Annotated in this window: 18 protein-coding genes and 3 pseudogenes; 6 read left to right on the top strand and 15 right to left on the bottom strand. The window is 68.7% G+C overall.

Annotated features, from left to right (window positions below; genetic code table 11):
• Positions 1–136: 136 nt before the first annotated feature.
• The 5 genes from AC069K_RS30370 to AC069K_RS30350 all read right to left on the bottom strand — a co-directional run bounded on the left by AC069K_RS30370 (position 137) and on the right by AC069K_RS30350 (position 5,982).
• Positions 137–1,312, bottom strand: a complete 1,176-nt coding sequence (locus AC069K_RS30370; protein ID WP_478621670.1) for a glycerophosphodiester phosphodiesterase — start codon at positions 1,310–1,312, stop codon at positions 137–139.
• Between the two features lie 74 nt (positions 1,313–1,386).
• Positions 1,387–1,956, bottom strand: coding sequence for a hypothetical protein (locus AC069K_RS30365; RefSeq protein WP_478621669.1), 570 nt, complete (start codon positions 1,954–1,956; stop codon positions 1,387–1,389).
• A 226-nt stretch (positions 1,957–2,182) separates the two neighbouring features.
• A complete protein-coding gene (locus tag AC069K_RS30360; RefSeq protein ID WP_478621667.1) occupies positions 2,183–2,554 on the bottom strand; it encodes a hypothetical protein in 372 nt (123 codons plus the stop codon).
• 219 nt (positions 2,555–2,773) lie between these two features.
• A complete protein-coding gene (locus AC069K_RS30355) occupies positions 2,774–4,951 on the bottom strand; it encodes an MMPL family transporter (RefSeq protein WP_478621665.1) in 2,178 nt (725 codons plus the stop codon).
• Positions 4,952–5,064: 113 nt separating this feature from the next.
• A complete protein-coding gene (locus AC069K_RS30350) occupies positions 5,065–5,982 on the bottom strand; it encodes a hypothetical protein (RefSeq protein WP_478621663.1) in 918 nt (305 codons plus the stop codon).
• Between the two features lie 41 nt (positions 5,983–6,023).
• Here AC069K_RS30350 and AC069K_RS30345 point away from each other — a divergent pair, with 41 nt between their 5' ends.
• Entirely contained in the window at positions 6,024–7,502 is a 1,479-nt protein-coding gene (locus AC069K_RS30345; protein WP_478621662.1) for a pyridoxal phosphate-dependent decarboxylase family protein, read from the top strand.
• Between the two features lie 141 nt (positions 7,503–7,643).
• On the top strand, positions 7,644–8,915 hold the full coding sequence (locus AC069K_RS30340; protein WP_478621660.1) for a WS/DGAT domain-containing protein: 1,272 nt from the start codon (positions 7,644–7,646) through the stop codon (positions 8,913–8,915).
• Positions 8,916–9,196: 281 nt separating this feature from the next.
• Here AC069K_RS30340 and AC069K_RS30335 read toward each other — a convergent pair.
• A pseudogene (locus AC069K_RS30335) lies at positions 9,197–9,398 on the bottom strand (ISAzo13 family transposase); the annotation flags it as partial.
• 585 nt (positions 9,399–9,983) lie between these two features.
• Here AC069K_RS30335 and AC069K_RS30330 point away from each other — a divergent pair.
• On the top strand, positions 9,984–10,280 hold the full coding sequence (locus AC069K_RS30330) for a hypothetical protein (RefSeq protein ID WP_478621658.1): 297 nt from the start codon (positions 9,984–9,986) through the stop codon (positions 10,278–10,280).
• Between the two features lie 65 nt (positions 10,281–10,345).
• Here AC069K_RS30330 and AC069K_RS30325 read toward each other — a convergent pair whose 3' ends face one another.
• The 3 genes from AC069K_RS30325 to AC069K_RS30315 are packed head-to-tail and all read right to left on the bottom strand — an operon-like array spanning position 10,346 to position 11,886.
• Positions 10,346–10,708, bottom strand: coding sequence for a transposase (locus AC069K_RS30325; protein ID WP_478621656.1), 363 nt, complete (start codon positions 10,706–10,708; stop codon positions 10,346–10,348).
• A complete protein-coding gene (locus tag AC069K_RS30320; protein WP_478621655.1) occupies positions 10,705–11,673 on the bottom strand; it encodes a transposase in 969 nt (322 codons plus the stop codon). The genes AC069K_RS30325 and AC069K_RS30320 overlap by 4 nt, the downstream gene beginning before the upstream one ends.
• Positions 11,674–11,682: 9 nt before the next feature.
• Positions 11,683–11,886: a transposase family protein gene (locus tag AC069K_RS30315; RefSeq protein WP_478621804.1), complete on the bottom strand. Its 204-nt coding sequence runs from the start codon at positions 11,884–11,886 to the stop codon at positions 11,683–11,685.
• Between the two features lie 269 nt (positions 11,887–12,155).
• Here AC069K_RS30315 and AC069K_RS30310 point away from each other — a divergent pair, with 269 nt between their 5' ends.
• The gene (locus AC069K_RS30310) at positions 12,156–13,253 is read left to right on the top strand and encodes a MerR family transcriptional regulator (RefSeq protein ID WP_478621802.1); all 1,098 of its coding nucleotides are present in this window, start codon (positions 12,156–12,158) and stop codon (positions 13,251–13,253) included.
• A gap of 124 nt (positions 13,254–13,377) precedes the next feature.
• Here AC069K_RS30310 and AC069K_RS30305 read toward each other — a convergent pair.
• Positions 13,378–13,634, bottom strand: a pseudogene (locus AC069K_RS30305) (DUF6009 family protein); the annotation flags it as partial.
• 39 nt (positions 13,635–13,673) lie between these two features.
• Complete coding sequence (locus AC069K_RS30300; RefSeq protein WP_478621653.1) at positions 13,674–13,928, bottom strand: hypothetical protein; 255 nt, start codon at positions 13,926–13,928, stop codon at positions 13,674–13,676.
• A 50-nt stretch (positions 13,929–13,978) separates the two neighbouring features.
• Between AC069K_RS30300 and AC069K_RS30295 the strand changes: the two are divergent.
• A pseudogene (locus tag AC069K_RS30295) lies at positions 13,979–14,227 on the top strand (IS5/IS1182 family transposase); the annotation flags it as partial.
• Between the two features lie 15 nt (positions 14,228–14,242).
• Here AC069K_RS30295 and AC069K_RS30290 read toward each other — a convergent pair.
• From AC069K_RS30290 to AC069K_RS30280, 3 genes are all read right to left on the bottom strand, one after another.
• Entirely contained in the window at positions 14,243–14,614 is a 372-nt protein-coding gene (locus AC069K_RS30290; protein ID WP_365112326.1) for a hypothetical protein, read from the bottom strand.
• Positions 14,615–14,732: 118 nt separating this feature from the next.
• Positions 14,733–15,281, bottom strand: a complete 549-nt coding sequence (locus tag AC069K_RS30285) for an RICIN domain-containing protein (protein WP_478621651.1) — start codon at positions 15,279–15,281, stop codon at positions 14,733–14,735.
• Between the two features lie 381 nt (positions 15,282–15,662).
• A complete protein-coding gene (locus AC069K_RS30280) occupies positions 15,663–16,223 on the bottom strand; it encodes a GNAT family N-acetyltransferase (RefSeq protein ID WP_365112332.1) in 561 nt (186 codons plus the stop codon).
• A gap of 20 nt (positions 16,224–16,243) precedes the next feature.
• Between AC069K_RS30280 and AC069K_RS30275 the strand changes: the two genes are divergently transcribed.
• Positions 16,244–17,068: a LysR substrate-binding domain-containing protein gene (locus AC069K_RS30275; RefSeq protein WP_478621648.1), complete on the top strand. Its 825-nt coding sequence runs from the start codon at positions 16,244–16,246 to the stop codon at positions 17,066–17,068.
• A 111-nt stretch (positions 17,069–17,179) separates the two neighbouring features.
• Here AC069K_RS30275 and AC069K_RS30270 read toward each other — a convergent pair whose 3' ends face one another.
• Positions 17,180–17,461, bottom strand: coding sequence for an STAS domain-containing protein (locus AC069K_RS30270; protein ID WP_478621646.1), 282 nt, complete (start codon positions 17,459–17,461; stop codon positions 17,180–17,182).
• Between the last annotated feature and the right edge of the window lie 437 nt (positions 17,462–17,898).

The following is a 17,898-nucleotide window of genomic DNA, read 5'->3' as shown; positions in this document are numbered from 1 at the left end:
GCTGACCGATATCGACTTGAGCGACTGCCGGTTCGCCGGAGCCTTCCACCTGGACCAGCTCCGCCTGGAGGGCCGCACGGGCATCTCCACCTCAGCCGGGCGGATGGAATCCGGGTGCTGGCCGGGGGCGGGCGGGTCAGTGCCGGCGGAATTCCTCGGCGGCCAGCAGCGCGGTATCGGGGTCGTCGGAGAACAGGCCGTCGATGCCGGTCGCGAAGAGCGCCTTGCAGTAGGCGAGCGACCTGCCGTAGTCGCCGGGGTTCTTGCCGACTCTAAAGTCCAGCGGCAGGAAGCTGTTCTCGTTCCGCAAGGTATACGGGGCGACGAACAGTCCCGCGGCGTGTGCGTCGCGGACGAGTGTGGTGGGCTTGCCGAGTCTGCCCTTGGCGTCCTGCGTGATGATCTGCGTCAGCGAGGGGCCGATGCCCTGGGCGAAGCCGGCGATCCACCTGAGCCCCTTGGGCTTGAGGAGGTCGGCCGTGGTCCGCGGATCGCCGGACTCGACGAAGTCCGCGGGCCGGATGGACGGCTCGTCGAGCAGGAGAACCTTCGGGCACTGCACACCCAGCTCGTTGAGGCGCTCGAGACTGCTGGGCTCGAAGGACTGCACGAGGTTCGGCGCGTGCGCGGTGTGCCGGCCGTAGCGGTGCAGCAGCCTGGCGAGCGGCTCCTCGATGGCCAGGCCCAGTTTGCGGAAGTGGGTGGGGTGCTTGATCTCGGGGCAGATCCACAAAGGACGCCCACGGCGGCGTCCCTCACGCTCCGCCCACTGAAGGACCTCCGCAAAGGTGGGTACCTCCCAGCAGCCGTTGTACAAGGTGTTGTGCTGGCGGATGTGGGGGATGCGCTCCTTGGCGCGCAGGGTCTTGAGCTCGGCGAGCGTGAAGTCCTCGGTGAACCAGCCGGTGACTTTCTCCCCGTCCACGGTCCTGGTGGTCTTGCGTCCGGCGAACTGGCGGTGGTCGGCGACGTCAGTGGTGGTGGAGATGTCGGGCTCGTGCCGGCACACCAGGTGCCCGTCCCTGGTAGGGACGAGGTCACCGGCCTCGATAATGTCCGCGCCCATGTCGAGGGCGAGCTGGTAGGCGCCGAAGGTGTGCTCCGGACGGTAGCCGCTGGCACCTCGGTGGCCGATCACGAACGGTGCGGGCAGCATCGCGTACCCACCGGCCGCCGCCGGCCGGGCAGCCCGGTCCGACGACGTCCGACCTACCGCGTTCGCCTGACCCGAACCGGCCAGGACCACCGCTCCGGTGCTCAGGGCCGCGGCTCCCAGCACCGTCCGCCGCCCCGGCTCCTGCCGCTCGTACACGCCCGCACTCCTCGCTCCGTGCCCGCTCCACACGACCCGGCGGAGACCTGGGCCTCTCAAAAATCTCCGGTACGTCAACCTGCTCCGGGAGGCCGCCTCCACATCCGTGAAAGCACCTTGATCGTAAACATGGACGGACGACACCCAGCAGACGCAGGGCCGCAGCAAATGGATGCAACACACATCGGCTCTGCGGACAGCCCCGGTGAACCGCGGAGCCGACCAAACGCAGAATCAGTTGGGATGGAGGCGGCCACCGCGTTGACGAGCACCAGGATGAGGTCCTGCTCCGCGCCGTTCGAGGCGGGATCCCTGGCCTCCTGGATCCACTGCGTGAACGCTTCGCTCTTGTCCGAGCCGCGGGTCAGCGTCACGTTCTTCCAGCCCGGAAGCCCGTGCACATAATCCCACAGGGCCTTCCCGTCCGGGGTCATCGACACCACGTCGATGTACTCCTGGTCCGCCGTGATGGGCGAGACGCTCTTGAGCGTCTCCACTCGAAGTCCGCCCAGCTCCACCTGGCACTGGTACGTAACGACCGCGTCGTCCGGCATGTGCACGTCCTCACCTTGACGTTGCAGGTCGGCCCGAGCCCGCCTCCTGATCATGGACATCGTGGCAGCCACGACCATGGCGAACTTCACCCGTTTGAGTGAGACGCCCCATCAGCATCTTGCCGTGACTGTCATGAGCGGCTCAGGAACAGGTTTCCAACCGTGACCGGAACGGGGGTTCTTGCCCCGTTCCCTGGTCGGGACAGATCACGCACCCATGCGGCGTGACCTCACCAGGAAGCGGGAGTCGGTACGGGCGTGACCGATGACGCGCACGCCGGACAGACCGCACAAGCCGTACGGGCGGTAGATCCAGTCATGGACGGCTGGGCAGTCGCGGCTGTCGACGTACACCAGCCGCCAGCACAGCGGGGCGGGGCAGCGCAGGGTCGGCGTTCCGCTCCCGCGCGGCGTGCTCCAGGCGGCGGACCTCCACCCGCCGGGCCTGCTCCTCACGGTTCGTCAGGACAACGGCGGCCATGTCCTCGACCCTGCGCGTGAAGATCCCGTGCCCCGTCGCGGCGGTGTGCGCCAGGATCTCGACACCCGCCGCGTCCAGGTCCGTGGTCGCGGCCAGCTCCCACCAGCACCCCTCCCCCGACATACAGCGAGCCGTCATCGTCACCTCGCTGTCCGGGTGACGCAGCAACCGGTACACCACACCCCGCGCCATGCTCCTGACACTCACCCCAACGCCTGCTCTCGCGGCCACGTGTGGTGGTCGGGGCGCAGGTACACACTCCCCTCGTAATGTCCCTCCACAGCCCCGATGCGGTTGCCGTTCGCGGTATCAGACCGTCTCGGATGCCGGGCTTGTTCTGGAGCCACCCGCGCACCAGCCTGTTGCCGTCACCGTTCCCCGTGACCCAGGCGGTGGGGTGCGGGTGGTGACCTGGCAGCCGGGCGGTCAGCCCTTCGCGGGTTCACTTTGTGCGGGGCGCGGGCCGCCACCACGCCGTCGGCCGACGTGTGCCGGCCTCCACCAGTTGGCGGGACCGAGAAGTGCCATGACTGAGGGGACGAGGATTCCGCGGACCAGGACGGCGTCGAGGATCGCTGCCGATGCGATGCCCGCGCCCATGAGCTTGAGGATGGTGACGTGGGAAGTCGTGATGGCAGCGGTGGAGATGGCGAGGGCAGCTGCGGCGGAGGTCATCAGCCGTCCGGTGCGGGAGATGCCCTTGATGATGGCCGCCTGGTTGTCCAGGCCGCGGTCGAACTCCTCCCTGATCCTGCCGAGGAGGAAGACCTCGTAGTCGATGGACAGGCCGAACGCGACGGCCAGGGTGAACAGCAGCAGACTTGCGTCGAGGGTGCCGGTGACCGTGAACCCGCCCAGCACGTCCGCCCCGTGTCCGTACTGGAAGGTCCACACGATCAACCCGGTAACGGCAGCCAAGCTGATGACGGCCACCGCGAGCGCTTTCAGAGGGGCCATTGCACTGCGGGTGAACACGGTGAGCGCGGCCAGCAGGAACACACACATCGCCACTGCCACCCAGGGCAGCGCGCCACGCACCGCGTCTGTGGTGTCGGTGATCTGCGCGGCACGGCCGCCTACCAGGACCGGGCCCGGCGCGGGAGTCTTGCGCAGTCCATCGACCAGGCGCTCCGCCTGGGGCGTGTCAGGTCCCACCGTTGCCGCCACCAGCACCACTGTCGGGCGCTGTTGCTGCGCCGCCTGTCCGGGCCGATCCGCCGCAGTGTTGGGCACAATGCGCACCGCACCGACATGCGGCAGCCGGGCCACGGCGGCCGTGTAGTTTCCAAGACTCGCGCCCGGCCGTTCAAGGACCACCACCTGGACGCGTTCCGGAGATACGTCGAAGCGCCCGCGCAGGTCCGCGGCCGCAGTGGCGGCCGAGGCCGCCGACGGCAGCGTCTGTTCGTCGATCGCGCCCAGCCGCAGACCCGTTGCGGGCCAAGCCACCACGACCAGCACCGCGAGCGTCCCCAGGCCTGCCGCCACGGGCCGGGCAATGACACGACGGGCGAGCTCCCGCCAGAACCGGCTGGCTCCTGCGACCGGAGCCCGGCGCAGTCTGCGCAGCGGGTCGGCGCCATCGACGCGATCACCCAGCAGCGTCAACGCGGCCGGCAGCACCGTCAACGCGGCCAGCGCCGCCAGCAACGTCACCGCCACACCCGCAAGAGCCAGCGCGCGCAGCAGCGGGACGGGGATGAAGGCCACCGCCACCAGGCATGACGAGATCACCACAGCCGAACAGAACACGCAGCGACCAGATGTATTGAGCGCCACGTCCAGTGCCCGGGCGCGCGGCCTTCCCTTCGCGTGCTCCTCGCGGTAGCGGGCCAGGACGAACAAGGTGAAGTCGATCGACAGACCGAAGCCGATAGCCGCGGCCGCGTTGACGGCGAACGCTGACACATCACTCACGTGGCCCAGCAGACCCAGCAGCGGTACACAGCAGACGACGGCCAGCATCGCAACCACGAGGGGCAGCGCGGCCGCAGCCCACGAACCGTAGGTCAGCAGCAGGAGAAGCATGATGAGCGGCGCAGCCCAGAGTTCCGCCTTCAGCAGATCGGCCTTGGCCTGTTGGTCGATCTCGGCCGTCGCCCATGAGACGCCGCTCGCGTCCACCCGCATCCCCGGCACCGCCGCCCGCGCCTTGGGCACGAGACGCAATGCCGCTTCCTTGCGGTCCGCGTCGCTGCCCGACAACGAGACCGTCACCAGGCCGGTGCGTCCGTCCCGCGACATCAGCCACGGATCTCCCGTGGCGGCCGACTGCACCGTACGCACAGCCGGCTCGCCTGCCAGCACACGGGCAACGACACCGGCACCGGCACCGGCTGCAATCGCCGGCCGTGCGCCCCCGTCGCGCACCGTCACGGCAAGCACCAGGTCCGGGGTGCCGACCCCTAGTACCTCAGCCTGAGTCTGAGCCCTGGTTGACTCGGTGCCTGTGGCGATGGTCCCTCCTGCGCCGAAAGCGCCGGACACTGCTGGGAGGCTCAGGAGCGCGGCGGCCAGGGCAACCGCCGCGCACACCACCACCCTCCAGGCTCGGGAAGCCGACCATGCACCCCGCCCTGTCCCGTCCTCGCTGTGTACTGGCATACCAGCACTAACGATCAAGGCGCACACAAGTGATGTTGCTGCTGGTGGGAAGACCACTCAGCGGTCGGGCCGGGCTGCTTCCCCCGCCCGCCCACGGCGCGTCACGTGCGGGGTCACGGGCGCATGGTGAGGTTTTCATTGCGGGCGTCGGGCAGTTGGGACGGCGTGCTGGCGGGCGCGGCGTCCAGAGCGGTGCGGCGCCGCTGGCACAGGCGGTCCAGGACCTGCACCCCCGGTTCCGCGCCGCGGAGCAGGGAGGGTCCGGAGGGGACGAAGCGCGAGCAGACGCCCACGTGGGCGTGGTGAACATCTGTCAGGACTTCGACCAGCTGATGGTGGGCGGGGCGCAAGCTGGAGGACTTCGCCGGTGCGGCAAGCCCCCATTCGCGCAGACTCTGCACGAGGACGCGGTGATCGGCCGACCACAGGCCGGAGAATCCACGGGGAGCCTGCGGTGGTGCCATCGAGGGCCGGACAGTGTCGTGATAGTCCTGCGCGTCGAAAGACGCGGTGATGCGCAGGGCGGACGCGCTGGCGCGCAGGAAGTGAGCGGCGCTCTCCAAGCCGCGGGCGGAGCCTGCGGGCGAGGGAGCGCGAAGGGCGTGCCGCAGGGCGACCACGGTCGCCTGGGTGAGGGCGAAGAACAGCCGGTGCCCCTGAATCCAGCGTTGGCGCACCGTGGCCTGCGTCCGGGGCTCGTAGAGGCCGGTTTTCGCAGTCAGGCCGGCCGCGTGCGCGGCGAGATCGAGGTCGGGCTCCGTCAAAGATCCGTCTGGGTGACGGGAGAAGGCCCGCACTGTGGCGAGGGTGTCGTCGAGGGCGTCGATCAACAGGGGCGCGGGGGCGCAGGCGCATCGTGCGACCGCGAAGTATTCGTCGAACGCGGCTTCGCGGGGGTCGCGTTCGGGGAGCCGGCGGTGGTCTGGGGGTGTGTGGGGACGGTCGGGTCGGTCCGCGGCCTCGCGCAGGGCCCCCAGGCCGTGGGGCAGGTGCTGGGGCGGGGCGAGCCACAGCACGGATTCGCGTGTCATCTGGGCCGTTTCACTAGTTTTTATGCGGTACGTTACCCGACATGTCAGTGACTCTTGGTGATGATTCGTTTCGCAGCGCAATCGACGAGGTCGCCTCGATCATCGAGGACTACTGGGAGGACCTGCGCGAGGAACGCCTACCAGTGACGCCGGACCTTCGCCCCGGGGACGTACGCGCGATGCTGCCGGACGGCGTACCGGAGCACGGCGAGCCGATCCGGGAGGTCCTTGCCGATGTACGGCGGGTGGTGATCCCCGGGCTCGTCCACTGGCAGCACCCTTCGTTCCTCGGCTACTACCCGACCCAGACCAGCCCCGCGTCGGTGGTCGGCGAGCTGTTGGCCTCCGGCCTGGCGGTCCAACACATGATGTGGTCGACGGGCCCGGCCGCCACCGAACTCGAGGAGGCGGTCCTGGACCACCTCGCGGTCGCGCTGGGCCTGCCGGAGCGATTTCTCAGCACCGGGGACGGCGGCGGGGTCCTCCAGGACTCCGCGTCCTCAGCGGTCCTGGTGGCCGTAGCCGCCGCCCTGTACCGCGCCTCAGGGGGACGCTGGCGCGAGCGCGGCACCGAGGGGCGCTACCGCCTGTACTGCACCGGCCAGGCGAACTCCTGCATCCCCAAAGCCTCACGCATCGCCGGCCTGGGGGAACCGACCCAGATCCCCACCCTGCCAGGCACCTGCGAGATGGACCCGCGCGCCCTGCACGAGCAACTGGCAGCCGATCGCGCAGCCGACCTGGTGCCCGCGATCGTAGTCACCTCCGTCGGTACCACCGGCACATGCGCCATCGACCCTGTCGCCGCCGTCGCCGCAGTGTGCCGCGAGTTCGGGGTCTGGCTGCACGTGGACGCCGCCTACGCCGGCTCGGCCGCCGTCTGCCCAGAGAACCGCTGGATCAACGAGGGCGTCGAGCACGCCGACTCCTACGCCGTGAACTGCCACAAGTGGCTGCTCACCGGGCCGCCTTGCGACGCCATGTGGGTAGCCGACCGGAACAGCCTCACCGCCGCCATGGACATCCGCCCGCCATTCCTGCGCAACCAGGCCAGCGACTCAGGCGACGTCACCGACTTCCGCGACTGGCAGGTGCCGCTCATGCACCCCTTCCGCGCCCTGAAACTGTGGTTCGTCCTGCGCACCCACGGCGTCGAGGGCCTGCGCGCGCACATCCGCGAGCAGCTCTCCCACGCCGAGCTGCTCGCCGACCTGGTCCGGGACAGCCCCGGTTTCGAATTGGTCTCACACTCACTCGGACTGGTGTGTTTCCGCCTCACGGGTGACAACGCCCGCACCGAGCGCCTGCGTGCCAAACTCGACGCTACCCACCAGATCCTCGTGACACCCACCACCGTCGACGGCCGATACATCCTGCGCGCGGCCCTCGGCTCACGCCTGGCGTCCCAGGCCTCCGTACGCAACGCCTGGGCGCTGGTGCGCGAGATCGCCGCCGCGGTCCCCGACGACCGGCCCGCGTCATCCGAAACGTCGCCGACGACCTCGGTAGGCGCCCGGTAACCGAGAACGCATCCGTATGACACCACGCCCCCGGGAGGCCGCGGACCGGAGACGTGAGCAAGCCCCAGGTCATGACACGCCTCGTGGACACAAGCGCACATCCCCATCTCGCCACGCGAACGACATGGAGCGGAGAACACCGTGCACGACCATGACGACGCGAGCGCAGCGGGCGAACGCTGGTTCGACTACGCGGCGGCACACCCGCACACGAACATGGAGATCGGAGGGGTAGCCGTGGTCGCCGGCCCCGCCCCTTCGACCGTCGAACTACACGCGTTGATCGACTTGGTCCGTGCGGCCCACCCGCCGCTGCTCGACCGGGCCCGCCCACGGGGCGTGAATGCGGCAGGCCCGCCCGAGCCGTCCGACCACTTCGAGGAGGTCGTGCTGCCCGTGCACGGCGGTGACGTCGCACTGCACGCAGGAATCGAGCGTGTGTGCCGCCGGCCGCTTACGGACGTCACCTGGGGCATGACCCTGCTCCACGGCCACCGTGACAACGAGTTCGCCCTGCTCCTTCGCGCCCATCACGGCCTCCTGGACGGCATGTCCCTGATCGGTATCACGCTCGCCGCGCTGGGCGCACCCCGCCTCGCGCGCCGCCGCACACCCCCGGTGCCCCCACCTTCCTGGACGACCGCTCGCGTGCGCGCCCTGATGCGAGCGGTCGCCGGCATCGCGCTGCCCGCGAACGCAATCAGCCTCGGCCCCGGTCGCGTCCAGGCCCCGACCGGCCCACCGCGACGCATGTGGGTCGACACGCCTCTGCCTCGTATGAAGGCCATCGCGCGGGCGGGCGGGGCCAGCCTCAACGACGTCTACCTGGCCGCCCTTGCGGGCGCCCTGCGGCCCGGGGTGCCCGACCGTGCCACAGGCACCGTGCGGGCGATGGTCCCCCTCAGCACTCGCGGCGGCAACAGCACCGCGTTGGGCAACTTCCACCGTGGCGTCCCCGTCGTCCTGCCCTGTCACCTGCCCACCGCCGCCGAGCGGCTGGCCGCCACGCACCTGGCCACCGCGAACATCCGGAACGGCCGCCGCGATCCCAACGCAGACGTCCTCTTCGAGGTCCTGCCCACCCGCTGGCATGGCAGGGCCCTGACGCGGGTTCTACATCCGCGGCGCACCACCATGGTGGCCACCCATGTCCCCGGTCCCGCACGTCCCCTCGAACTCCACGGTCACAGCATCCGTACCTTGTTGCCGCTGATGTTCCTGCCCGCAGGACATCACCTGTCGGTCTGCCTGGGCGAATACGCCGGAACCGCGCACCTGGCCGCCGTCGCTGATCCCAGCCTGCCCGGCTTCAACGCACTACCCACCCGCTGGCTCGCCGAACTCGACGCACTCGAAGCCACCCTCGCGCACCCCCGACGACCTTCTGATGCCGGCGCTCGGGCAGCGTGGTGAGAGCGGGTCGACTCGCGCTTCAGCTCACCCAGCCCCGCGCGCAACAGATCACCGATGCGGACGGTTCCCGGGCCCGTTCTTCCAGACTCGCAGGGTGGCCTCACACTCCAGCCATCGCAGCAGCCCAGGCACCCAAAGGATCGTTTCCCCATTGAGCCGAACGGTCGAATTTTGAGCACGGTTCGTTCGAACCACTCACGGACGAGACTCCCTCATCCTCATGGCCAGACCAATGAGCACCCAGACCGATAGTCGCGCCAACGGCACTTTTGTTAGCACCTCTAAGGGCCCGCCGGGAACCAACACGCCGCTTTGATCTTGGTGTTGTCAGTGTCGAGGAACCTCGCGATGTCAGCTGATGTGCGGAAACGAGCGGTCGATGCACGGATGTGAACGCCACGGGCTTCCAGGAGGGCGAACGTCTTTCGCTGCGCGGCTGATGGTCATGGCAGTGGTGTTGCAGAGCTCGCCCAGGAGGTCCATGGGCCCAGTCCGGCCTCGGCGGCCTTCGCGAGGGCGTGGACGTGGTGGGCAAGGTTGCTTCCGGAACTCCAGCACCAGCGTGCGTACACATTCGTTTCGCCGACCAGAGAGTTCAGAGGCACTTCAAGAAGATCCGCGTCGTCCATGACGGCATCCTCGCAGGGGCTCGGTCTTCCGAGACCTTCCATGCCGCTGCCTGACCATCTTGTGGAGGTGGGCTGGATGCCGGACCTGTCTCGTCGAAGAGCTCTGGGGCGTCGGCAAAGCCGAGGACCTCGTCGAAATCGTGGGCCTGACGACTGCTGGCCAGGTGGTAGGCGCCATCCCGTCACCGTCGGCCGGTTCTCTGGCCGGAGGCGTCGGCCGGGATGCGTACGCTGAGCGCACACGGTGGCGAGTGAGGGGGCGTTGATGACGGCAGGGCCCGCGACGGGCCAAGCGTTGAGGCTGCTGGAGCGCGAATTGCGCACTGCAGGGCGAGAGACGAGCTCCGTTCTCGACGCGGAAGATGTCTGGCGTGCTTTCCTGCGCTTCGGCCGGCTCCGCTTCAATACAGCTGATACGCCCGACGCGGACGGTTTGCTTGTGCAGTACGGGATCTACGCCTTCGACAGCCCCGCGACGTTCACCCTGGACTTCGCCCGGCAGTTCGAGGCCGTCGAAAGCGACGGAGATCATGATCACTACATGCAGGTGCACTGCGAGCTGCGCTACCGGCCCCTCCCTGCCCTGCAAACCCTGGGGAACTGGAGTTCCTGGTACTTCCACGACTCCAACGACTCCCTGGAGAGGTGGGCCCAGGCAGTCAGGAACCAGCCCGTGTGGGCCGCGATCGGCATGCTGAAGCCCACGCAAATCACGGTCCACCAGGAGCAGGTGTAGCCATCTGCACGCTGCCTGTGGACGGTCACGTAATTCGGCTCTGCCGCTGATCTTGTGATCGGCGGTCAGGTCCGGTACAAGATCCGCTTGCGTAGAAGGTCGATGTTGGCGCGGCCGAATCCGGTCCGCTTGACGAGCTTGGCTCTCATGTTCTGTCCCTCGACCTGGCCGGCGCTCCAGGGAGTGGACAGTCCGGCGATGACGGCGTCCTGGTCCCGGCGAGGTCCGTTGACCAGGGAGTGCAACGCGCGCAGGGGGTCTTGCTCGACGTCCTCAATCCAGCCGGGCAGCTGGTCGCCGTGTAGGTCGCGCACTATCTCGGCGAAGTCGCGGATGTGGTCGGTCACCGCGTCGAGCGCGGGGCAGCCGGCGCGGATCTCCTTGAGGGTGAAGGCGCCCTCGTCGGTGAGGTTGCCTGGATTGGTCATGGTCCACCGGACGACGGCGGGCCGTGGCGCGGGCCTGGGCGCCGGCGCGGAAGCCGAGGGCGTGAAGGTTCGCAGGTAGCGGCGGACGGCCTGGATGCTTCCGGTGAAACCAAGGTCGGTGCTGTCGCGGTGCAGTTGGGCGGTGTCGTGGCAGCCCTCGTTCCGCCGCTGGTGAGGGTAGGGCCGGTACTCGTCCAGGATCGTTGGCCGGTTGACCGCCTTGACCACGAGCTCGTTGACGCTGGTCGCGCGGGCGAAGCGGCGGACGGTGGAACGGTCCAGCTGGAGCCGGTGGCAGATCGACTCCAGCGAGGCGCCTGGCCCGGCAGGTCCTGGGCGAAGGTGAACCGTCCTCGGGTCCGGACCACCAGGCGGCGCTCGCGTTCGCAGACGTCCAGGGTGCCGACTGTCCCGACCGGTGCCGCCACCGGGCCTTCGTCATCAGTGGGCGCGTCGGTGGGGCCGGGGGCTGGCGGTTTCTCCAACACGGTCCGCACGCAGGCGAAATGAGCACCGACCGTCTTCTGCACCGTCTCGCCGACGTTCTTCCGCAGGTGCCACGCATCGGCTACCTGCACCGCTTGCGGGGCACCAGTGCGGACACCTTTCGCGTAGGAGCCGGCCCGTTCCCGGCAGATCACCTCCACCTCAGGCTGGTTACGGAGCCAGGCGGCCAGCGGTTCCGCCTCGCGTCCCGGTAACACGTCGACGGGGCGTCGCCGCTCCAGGTCGACCGGGACGGCGGCGTCCGAGTGGCCCTTCCGTAGGGCGAAATTGTCGTCGCCCAGCACCCGGACCTGCCCGACTGGCTCCTCGGGGAGGGCTCTGAGCAGGCGTAACAGGGTGTCCTTCGCCACCGGGACCCCCAGCGCGACCGCGAGTCGAACTTCAGCCCGCCCGGCCAACGCCAGCGCGATCGAGGGCAGCGCCCGGCGCGTCAGCGGAGTGTGGAGTGTAGTGGGCATGCGGGCTGGTCAAGCCGGGACCTGCTCGGCGAACGTCACGGCTGCGCAGGCGGCGTTGAGGCACCAGAACCGGCGTATCAGCAGCTCGATCACCACCCGGGTGCCGCTGATCGCCGCGTCAGACAGCCGTCGCAAGTACCGGCCGTGCACCCGTCCCGATGTGCTCCGGCAATGCGGGCACGGCGCGTCGGCCGCACGGACACGGGCATGCATCGTGATCCGGCCGACCGATCGCTCGACCAACTCCACCACGGCACCGGAGAGATGAGGCAGAAGCACCGCGAAACTGCGCGTAGTACACGCCGGACAGGATGACAGGCGCCACCGACAACGCCTGCTTCTCTGAACCAGACCATCGCTCTGGCTCGTAGGAGTCGCCTCGGACCGCTGCTTCGCGTTCGGCTCTTGCTGCCGTGAGTGAGGCCCTTGACCCTCACGTGGCGTCAGGCTGCATAGTCGGTGCCGTGGAGGATCACTGGACCGTGGGACGCGTGGCCGATCTGGCCGACGTGAGCGTCCGCACACTGCATCACTACGACGAGATCGGGCTCGTGCGTCCGTCGGCGCGGACCGCGGGTGGGTACCGGGCCTATTCGGCGGGCGACGTGGAGCGGCTGCGGGAGGTGCTGGCCTACCGGCGGCTGGGCTTCGGGCTGCGGGAGGTTGCGGAACTGGTCGGCGACCCGTCCACCGACGCAGGCGCGCACCTGCGCCGACTGCGTGGCCTGCTACTGGAGCGGCGTGATCGTGCTGACGCCATGGTGGCGGCCATCGACAGGGAACTTGAGGCCCGGGCGAAGGGACTGAAGGTGACACCAGAGGAGCAACTGGAAATGCTCGGTGCACGGCTGTACGACGCGATCGGCGGCGCCTACACCGCGACACGGCATACCGAACCGCGGATCGCTGCACAGATCTGGAACGCGCTCGGGGACGCGCGGACGGTGCTGAATGTCGGGGCCGGCACCGGCTCCTACGAGCCAGCTGATCGCGAGGTGACCGCGGTGGAGCCATCGGCGGTCATGCGCCGGCATCGGCCTCCCGGCTCGGCGCCGTGCGTGGCCGCTGCCGCGGAGAACCTGCCGTTCGAGGACCACTCCTTCGACGTCGCGATGGCAGTCTCCACCGTGCACCACTGGGGGGACGCGATAGCGGGGCTGCGCGAGATGCGGCGCGTTGCCCGCCGCGTGGTGGTGCTCACGTTCGACACCGACGAGCCCGGATGGCAGGACCGGTTCTGGCTTACCCGCGACTACCTGCCCGAGTTCGCCGCCGTCCTCGCAGAATTTCCCTCGCTTGCCAGGATGGCCGACGCGATCGGCGCCCGCGCTGAGCCGGTGCCCATCCCGTGGGACTGCGCTGACGGCCTGTTCGAGGCGTACTGGCGCCGACCGGCGGCGTATCTGGAGGATCACGTGCGCCGTGCGATGTCGGTGTGGACGAGAGTTGGGCCGGAGGCCGAGCAGCGGGCGGTACGAAGCCTCAGCGACGACCTCGACTCCGGCCGGTGGGCCGAGCGCAACAGCGACCTCGCCGACCTCGACGCGGCAGACCTCGGCCTCCGCCTGCTTATAGCTTGAACCTCATCTGAGGTGCCCTGAGGTTCCGGGCAGAGACCGAATAGGATCTGTGTCCAGAAACTTCAGGCCACCTCACGTTCGGCCTTCCGAGCGAACTGCTAGAGAAGCACGCCCGATCACAAGATCAGCGACAGAGCCTCTTCTCCCCCACCCGGCGCGGCTTGTTCGTGCGCGGGTCCACCGCCTCGCCGGAAGTGCCCTGCTGGTAGTGCCCCTCGGGTGCGCCGTCGCGGTCGTGCGGCAGGAGGAAGAAGACCCGACGCAGCTGCAGACGGCTGCCGGGGTTGGCTTCAGCGTCGGGGGCGAGTTCGGTGTAGCCGACGATGCCACCATCCGGGCATAGCGGGGCTTGCCGCGCTGGCGGGTGCTCTTGTCGAGGGCCTAGAGGACGGCTCGATGCCTGTTCCTGTGGAATGGGGCTCAGCGGGGATTGTGCTGGGTGTGCGTGGTGAGGTCGATGACGGCCCACAGGCGGGTTCCGTCGGGAGCCTGGCTGGTGCCGCACGCAGCGCCTGCGGGGCAGTCGGCCACTGGGGTCAAGGACGGCTCGGTGGGGGTGCTGGGGGTGTGGTGGCTGAGGACGAGGATGCAGGCGCGGTCACCTTCGTCGGCCGGGTGCACGCTGATACGCCGGCCCGCATCCACGAACGCCGGAGCGATCAGAGCGGCCACCACCCGCCGTACTGCAGTCTCATCGGGGCGATACCCCCAGGCATGCAGCTGTTCGACGGTGCGAGATCCGGGCCGTGATCCCGCAGCCCGCCGACCAGGCCGCCAACCGCAAGCGTCTCGGCAGCCGAGGCGGCAGACCACCGGCCTTCGACCGCGACGCCTGCAGGCAGCGCAATACGGTCGAGCGGTGCATCAACAAGATCAAGCAGTGGCGCGGCCTGGCCACCCACTACGACAAAACCGCCACCATCTACCTGGCCGGACTCCACCTCGCCGCCATCTTCATCTGGTCGGCGTGGTGATGCCAGTCGAGCTGCCTACACCCAGCCTTCGTCAAGGTGGACCGTCCAGGTGTCTCCCACTGCCCAGTGTAGTTCAGCCAAGACCGCCACGTCCGCGATGGCCGCTGGCGCGTCGGACAGCCGCAGTGGGGATTCAGGAACGCCGCTGCGCAGGTAAGTGGGCAGCTCGCCGTTGCAGTTGAAGGTGTGGAGTGGCGGGGGACCATCGTCGAACCACGCGGAGCAGTTCTCTTCCGCCCACGCAGCAGCGGCATCGACACGATCCACATGCGCCAGCAGGTGCGCAGGAGCAGGACCATCGCTGAACTGCACGAGGAAACCGCGAGCGTCCACCGCCCACCAATCCCACGTGAATCCGGGCCGAGGGTGCCGCAGGATCGTCGTCATGCAGCCACCGTATCCAGGCTGCACAAAGACCGGTGAGGATGATCCACAGGAAACGTCCTAGGACTAGAAACGCCCTCGCTGCTTAAAGTAGCGAGGGCGAACATGCGACGCGCGCCGGCTAGTTACCGGTCCACGACCACTGCTGCTCGGCGGGAGTGTTGCTCGCGCACGTCCACAGCGTGACCCAGACACCGTTGGCCTGCGAGCCACCATAGTTGGTCAGGCACTTGTCCCTGGCGTTTGAGGGCCTGATGGTGGTCTGGGCCCCGCGGACCTGGTCGAAGTTCTGAACAGAGGAACCGGTGCACGTCCACAGGGTCAGCACGGTGCCGTTGGCGGTGCTGTTGCCCCGAGGGGTCAGGCACTTGCCGCTGGCGCTGTGCACCAGAGCGTCGCCCCTCCAGCGGAACATCTGGAGGTCGTTGCCGTTGCACGTCCACAGGGTGATGACCGTGCCGTTGGCGGTGTTGTTGCCCTCAGGCGTCGCACAGAAGTTGCTGGGACTGGCGCTGTTGGCCAGGGGGTACCCGGCTGCGTCCGCCTGAGCGGGCGTTGACGCGACGAAAAGGACCGCGAAAATCGCCGCTACGGTCGCTGCGGCTCTACGAACGATGTTGTTGACATCCCCCAAAAGTGGATCTTGCTTGCTCGTGAGGAGGATGCACATCCGTTTACCTCCTGACCAGGGCTTTCTTCCGCCCGCAGACCGACCGCCATCTTCATCTGGTAGGCGAGATGATCCGAAAGAAGCGGCCTAGTCCACCCGGAGCGCCGCGAGAACCCCAACGGCTAGGGCACCGCCTCCAAGCTGGATCGGATGACTGCGGGACGGTGCAATGCGCCTCGCTACGAGCAGCTGCCCCGCGCCCTCCCCGACGTCGGGAACTAGCGCCGCACCGCGACAGGGCACACAAGCGGGTCCACGGGCACCCGCGGGTACGACCCCTGATCTGGGCGATGAGCCTGGGGTTCTTGTCAGCTCGCTGGACTGATGAGGCTGTTTGCATCGTCGCGGTCCGTCGGGTCCGCCATGTTCGCTGGGTGGCGTCTATCGTGCCTGCTCCCACTCGGCGCGGGTGAGTTCGTACTCGACTTCACCGTGCTCGGAACCCTCGATCGCCTCCGGCCAGTCCCCGGTGAAGTTCCGGACGAGGGACAGGCCGGATTTTTCCATGACGCGACGGGAACGGGTGTTGACGGCCATCGTGTTCGCCGTGATCCGTTCGACCTCCATGTCCGTGAACCCCCTGTGGATCAAGGCCCGGGAGCCCTCGGTGGCGTAACCGCGTCCCCATGCCGCTTGGTTCAGCCGGTAGCCGAGTTCGACCACGGCGGTGCTGTGCTCTTCCAGCGGCCGGAACTCGAACCAGCCCAGGAAGGTGTCGGTGATCTTCTCCTGCGCGGCCCAGTAGCCGCGCGTCTGCCAACACGGGTAGTCGTGCAGGAGTCGCGGCAGGGTCTGCGTCTCAATCGCCTGGCGGCTGGTGGGGCGGCCGCCGTTGATGAAGCGCATGACCTCGGGGTCGTTGTCCAGGGCGAGCAGGTGGGCGGTGTCGGCTGCGGTGAACGCGCGCAGGACGAGCCGGTCGGTCTCCAGGAAGTTGGCCATGCCGCGATCTTGACCACGGGGTGGCCGGAACTGCCACCGATTTTCCGACCAGCCCCAGATGTGCGTGCTCATGTCGCTCGGGCCGCGGGTCATTCGACCAGGACGCCCGTCGGCCCGCCCTCATCGCGGAGGAACGCAAGGTCCTGGTCCACCATGAGCACCCTTTCACCCGCACCGGCGCAGTGACACCGGAAGACCTGGCCACCACTACCCTCATCACCTTCGCCGCCCCAGCCCTCCCCTCGTACTGGCAGGATTACCACTGCCCGCACCAGACCCCCTCCGGCCAGACCATCCCGCACTTCGTCGCCGGCTATGGGCAAGAAGCACCGGCCATGGTCGGCGCGGGCAGAGGTGTCGTCTTCGCCTCCGCACGTGCCGAGCAGTACTACGCCCGTCCCGACACCGTCTGGCTCCCCTTCCCCCAGCTGCCTCACTTCGAGTACGTCCCTATTTGGCTCCCCACCAGCAACACCCCTCACCCCAGGCATTTCTCCGCACCGTCACTGAAGCTCCCCGCCTCCCCCATCGCAGCACCTCTCGGTAGCGGGGCCCACGGACACCCATGGTCGCCCGGCAAACGCAGCAGCGCGGCAGCCAAGGGGCGCCGCCGCACACAGCGGGCAACCCATGGTCGCGAGGGTGAGCGGGCGCGGATCCGGGAGCCGAAAGCGGCTGGAGCGCGCCTGCGGTCAGGAAACTCCCTCGGCTCTCCGGGCAGCCCCGAGACACCCACTGCCGACAGGCCGGATCGGTCTCCACCATGGCAAGAACCGGGATCCCTCCCGCAGCCGAGCAACCCAGCCAGCGAGCTATTGTCTGCAGGATCGACTCGATGGCACTGAGCGTATGGTCCGTGCGCGTCCACGACACCAAGGGCAAAAGTAGCAATGCCGAGTTGCGTGAAGCCGCGAGCAGAAACTCGTTCCTTGAGCCCGCGGCGCGTACCGGGAGGATCAGGCGGCCCCCGGCGCACCTTCGCCCACACTGGAGCCTTCATCGGACGCGAGGGTGAAGGCGCCCAGGGTGCCCGTGTGTTCGAACAGCCGCTGAACTCCCCTCGGCAGGGGTCCCGCCAGGACCAGCTCACTGCGGCGCCGGGCCCGCAGCAGGACGGACAACAGGGCGCAGTCGGCGAAACCGCAGGCCGACAGATCCACCACGAATCGCCCCGACCGGGCACACAGCAGCGCGTAGTCCAGCACTGGGGCGGTCTCGATATCGATAATGCCCGTCACACGCACCAGCACCGTCTGCGGCGTCCGGGTGCTAGTCCGCACGGCAAGGACTGAGGGACGGTCGGGCACCGCGCAGGCGGCGGCGAGGAGGCCGGGACCTGGCAGTAGACAGCGGAAGGCGCGTCGGCCTAAAGGGTTCACCATCTCGGGCCGTCCCGGCTGGAAGGGAGCAGCCGCTCCCCTTCCGCAAGGACTGCCGGGAAGGAAGCGCGCGGCCCTCTCATCCAGCCGCGCGAAGGACCGCACCCAAACCGCCCCTCCCACCCAGGGAAGGACACGGCAGCGCGGTGGACACCAACGGCTGCCCCCCACCGTACGCCCCTCTGCGCCACCCCAACAGAGCACCTGCCACCGGCGCGATCACGGCGCCCGCAGCATGGCACGCCGCGGGCGGAGGCAGGCCGGCTTCGCGTCCCTTGCACCAAGGGCGGTCTCCC

It is taken from the genome of Streptomyces sp. NPDC043908 (assembly GCF_056435525.1).
The sequence above is the reverse complement of the archived record's forward strand: the minus strand, read 5'-3'. Positions and strand labels throughout refer to the sequence as shown.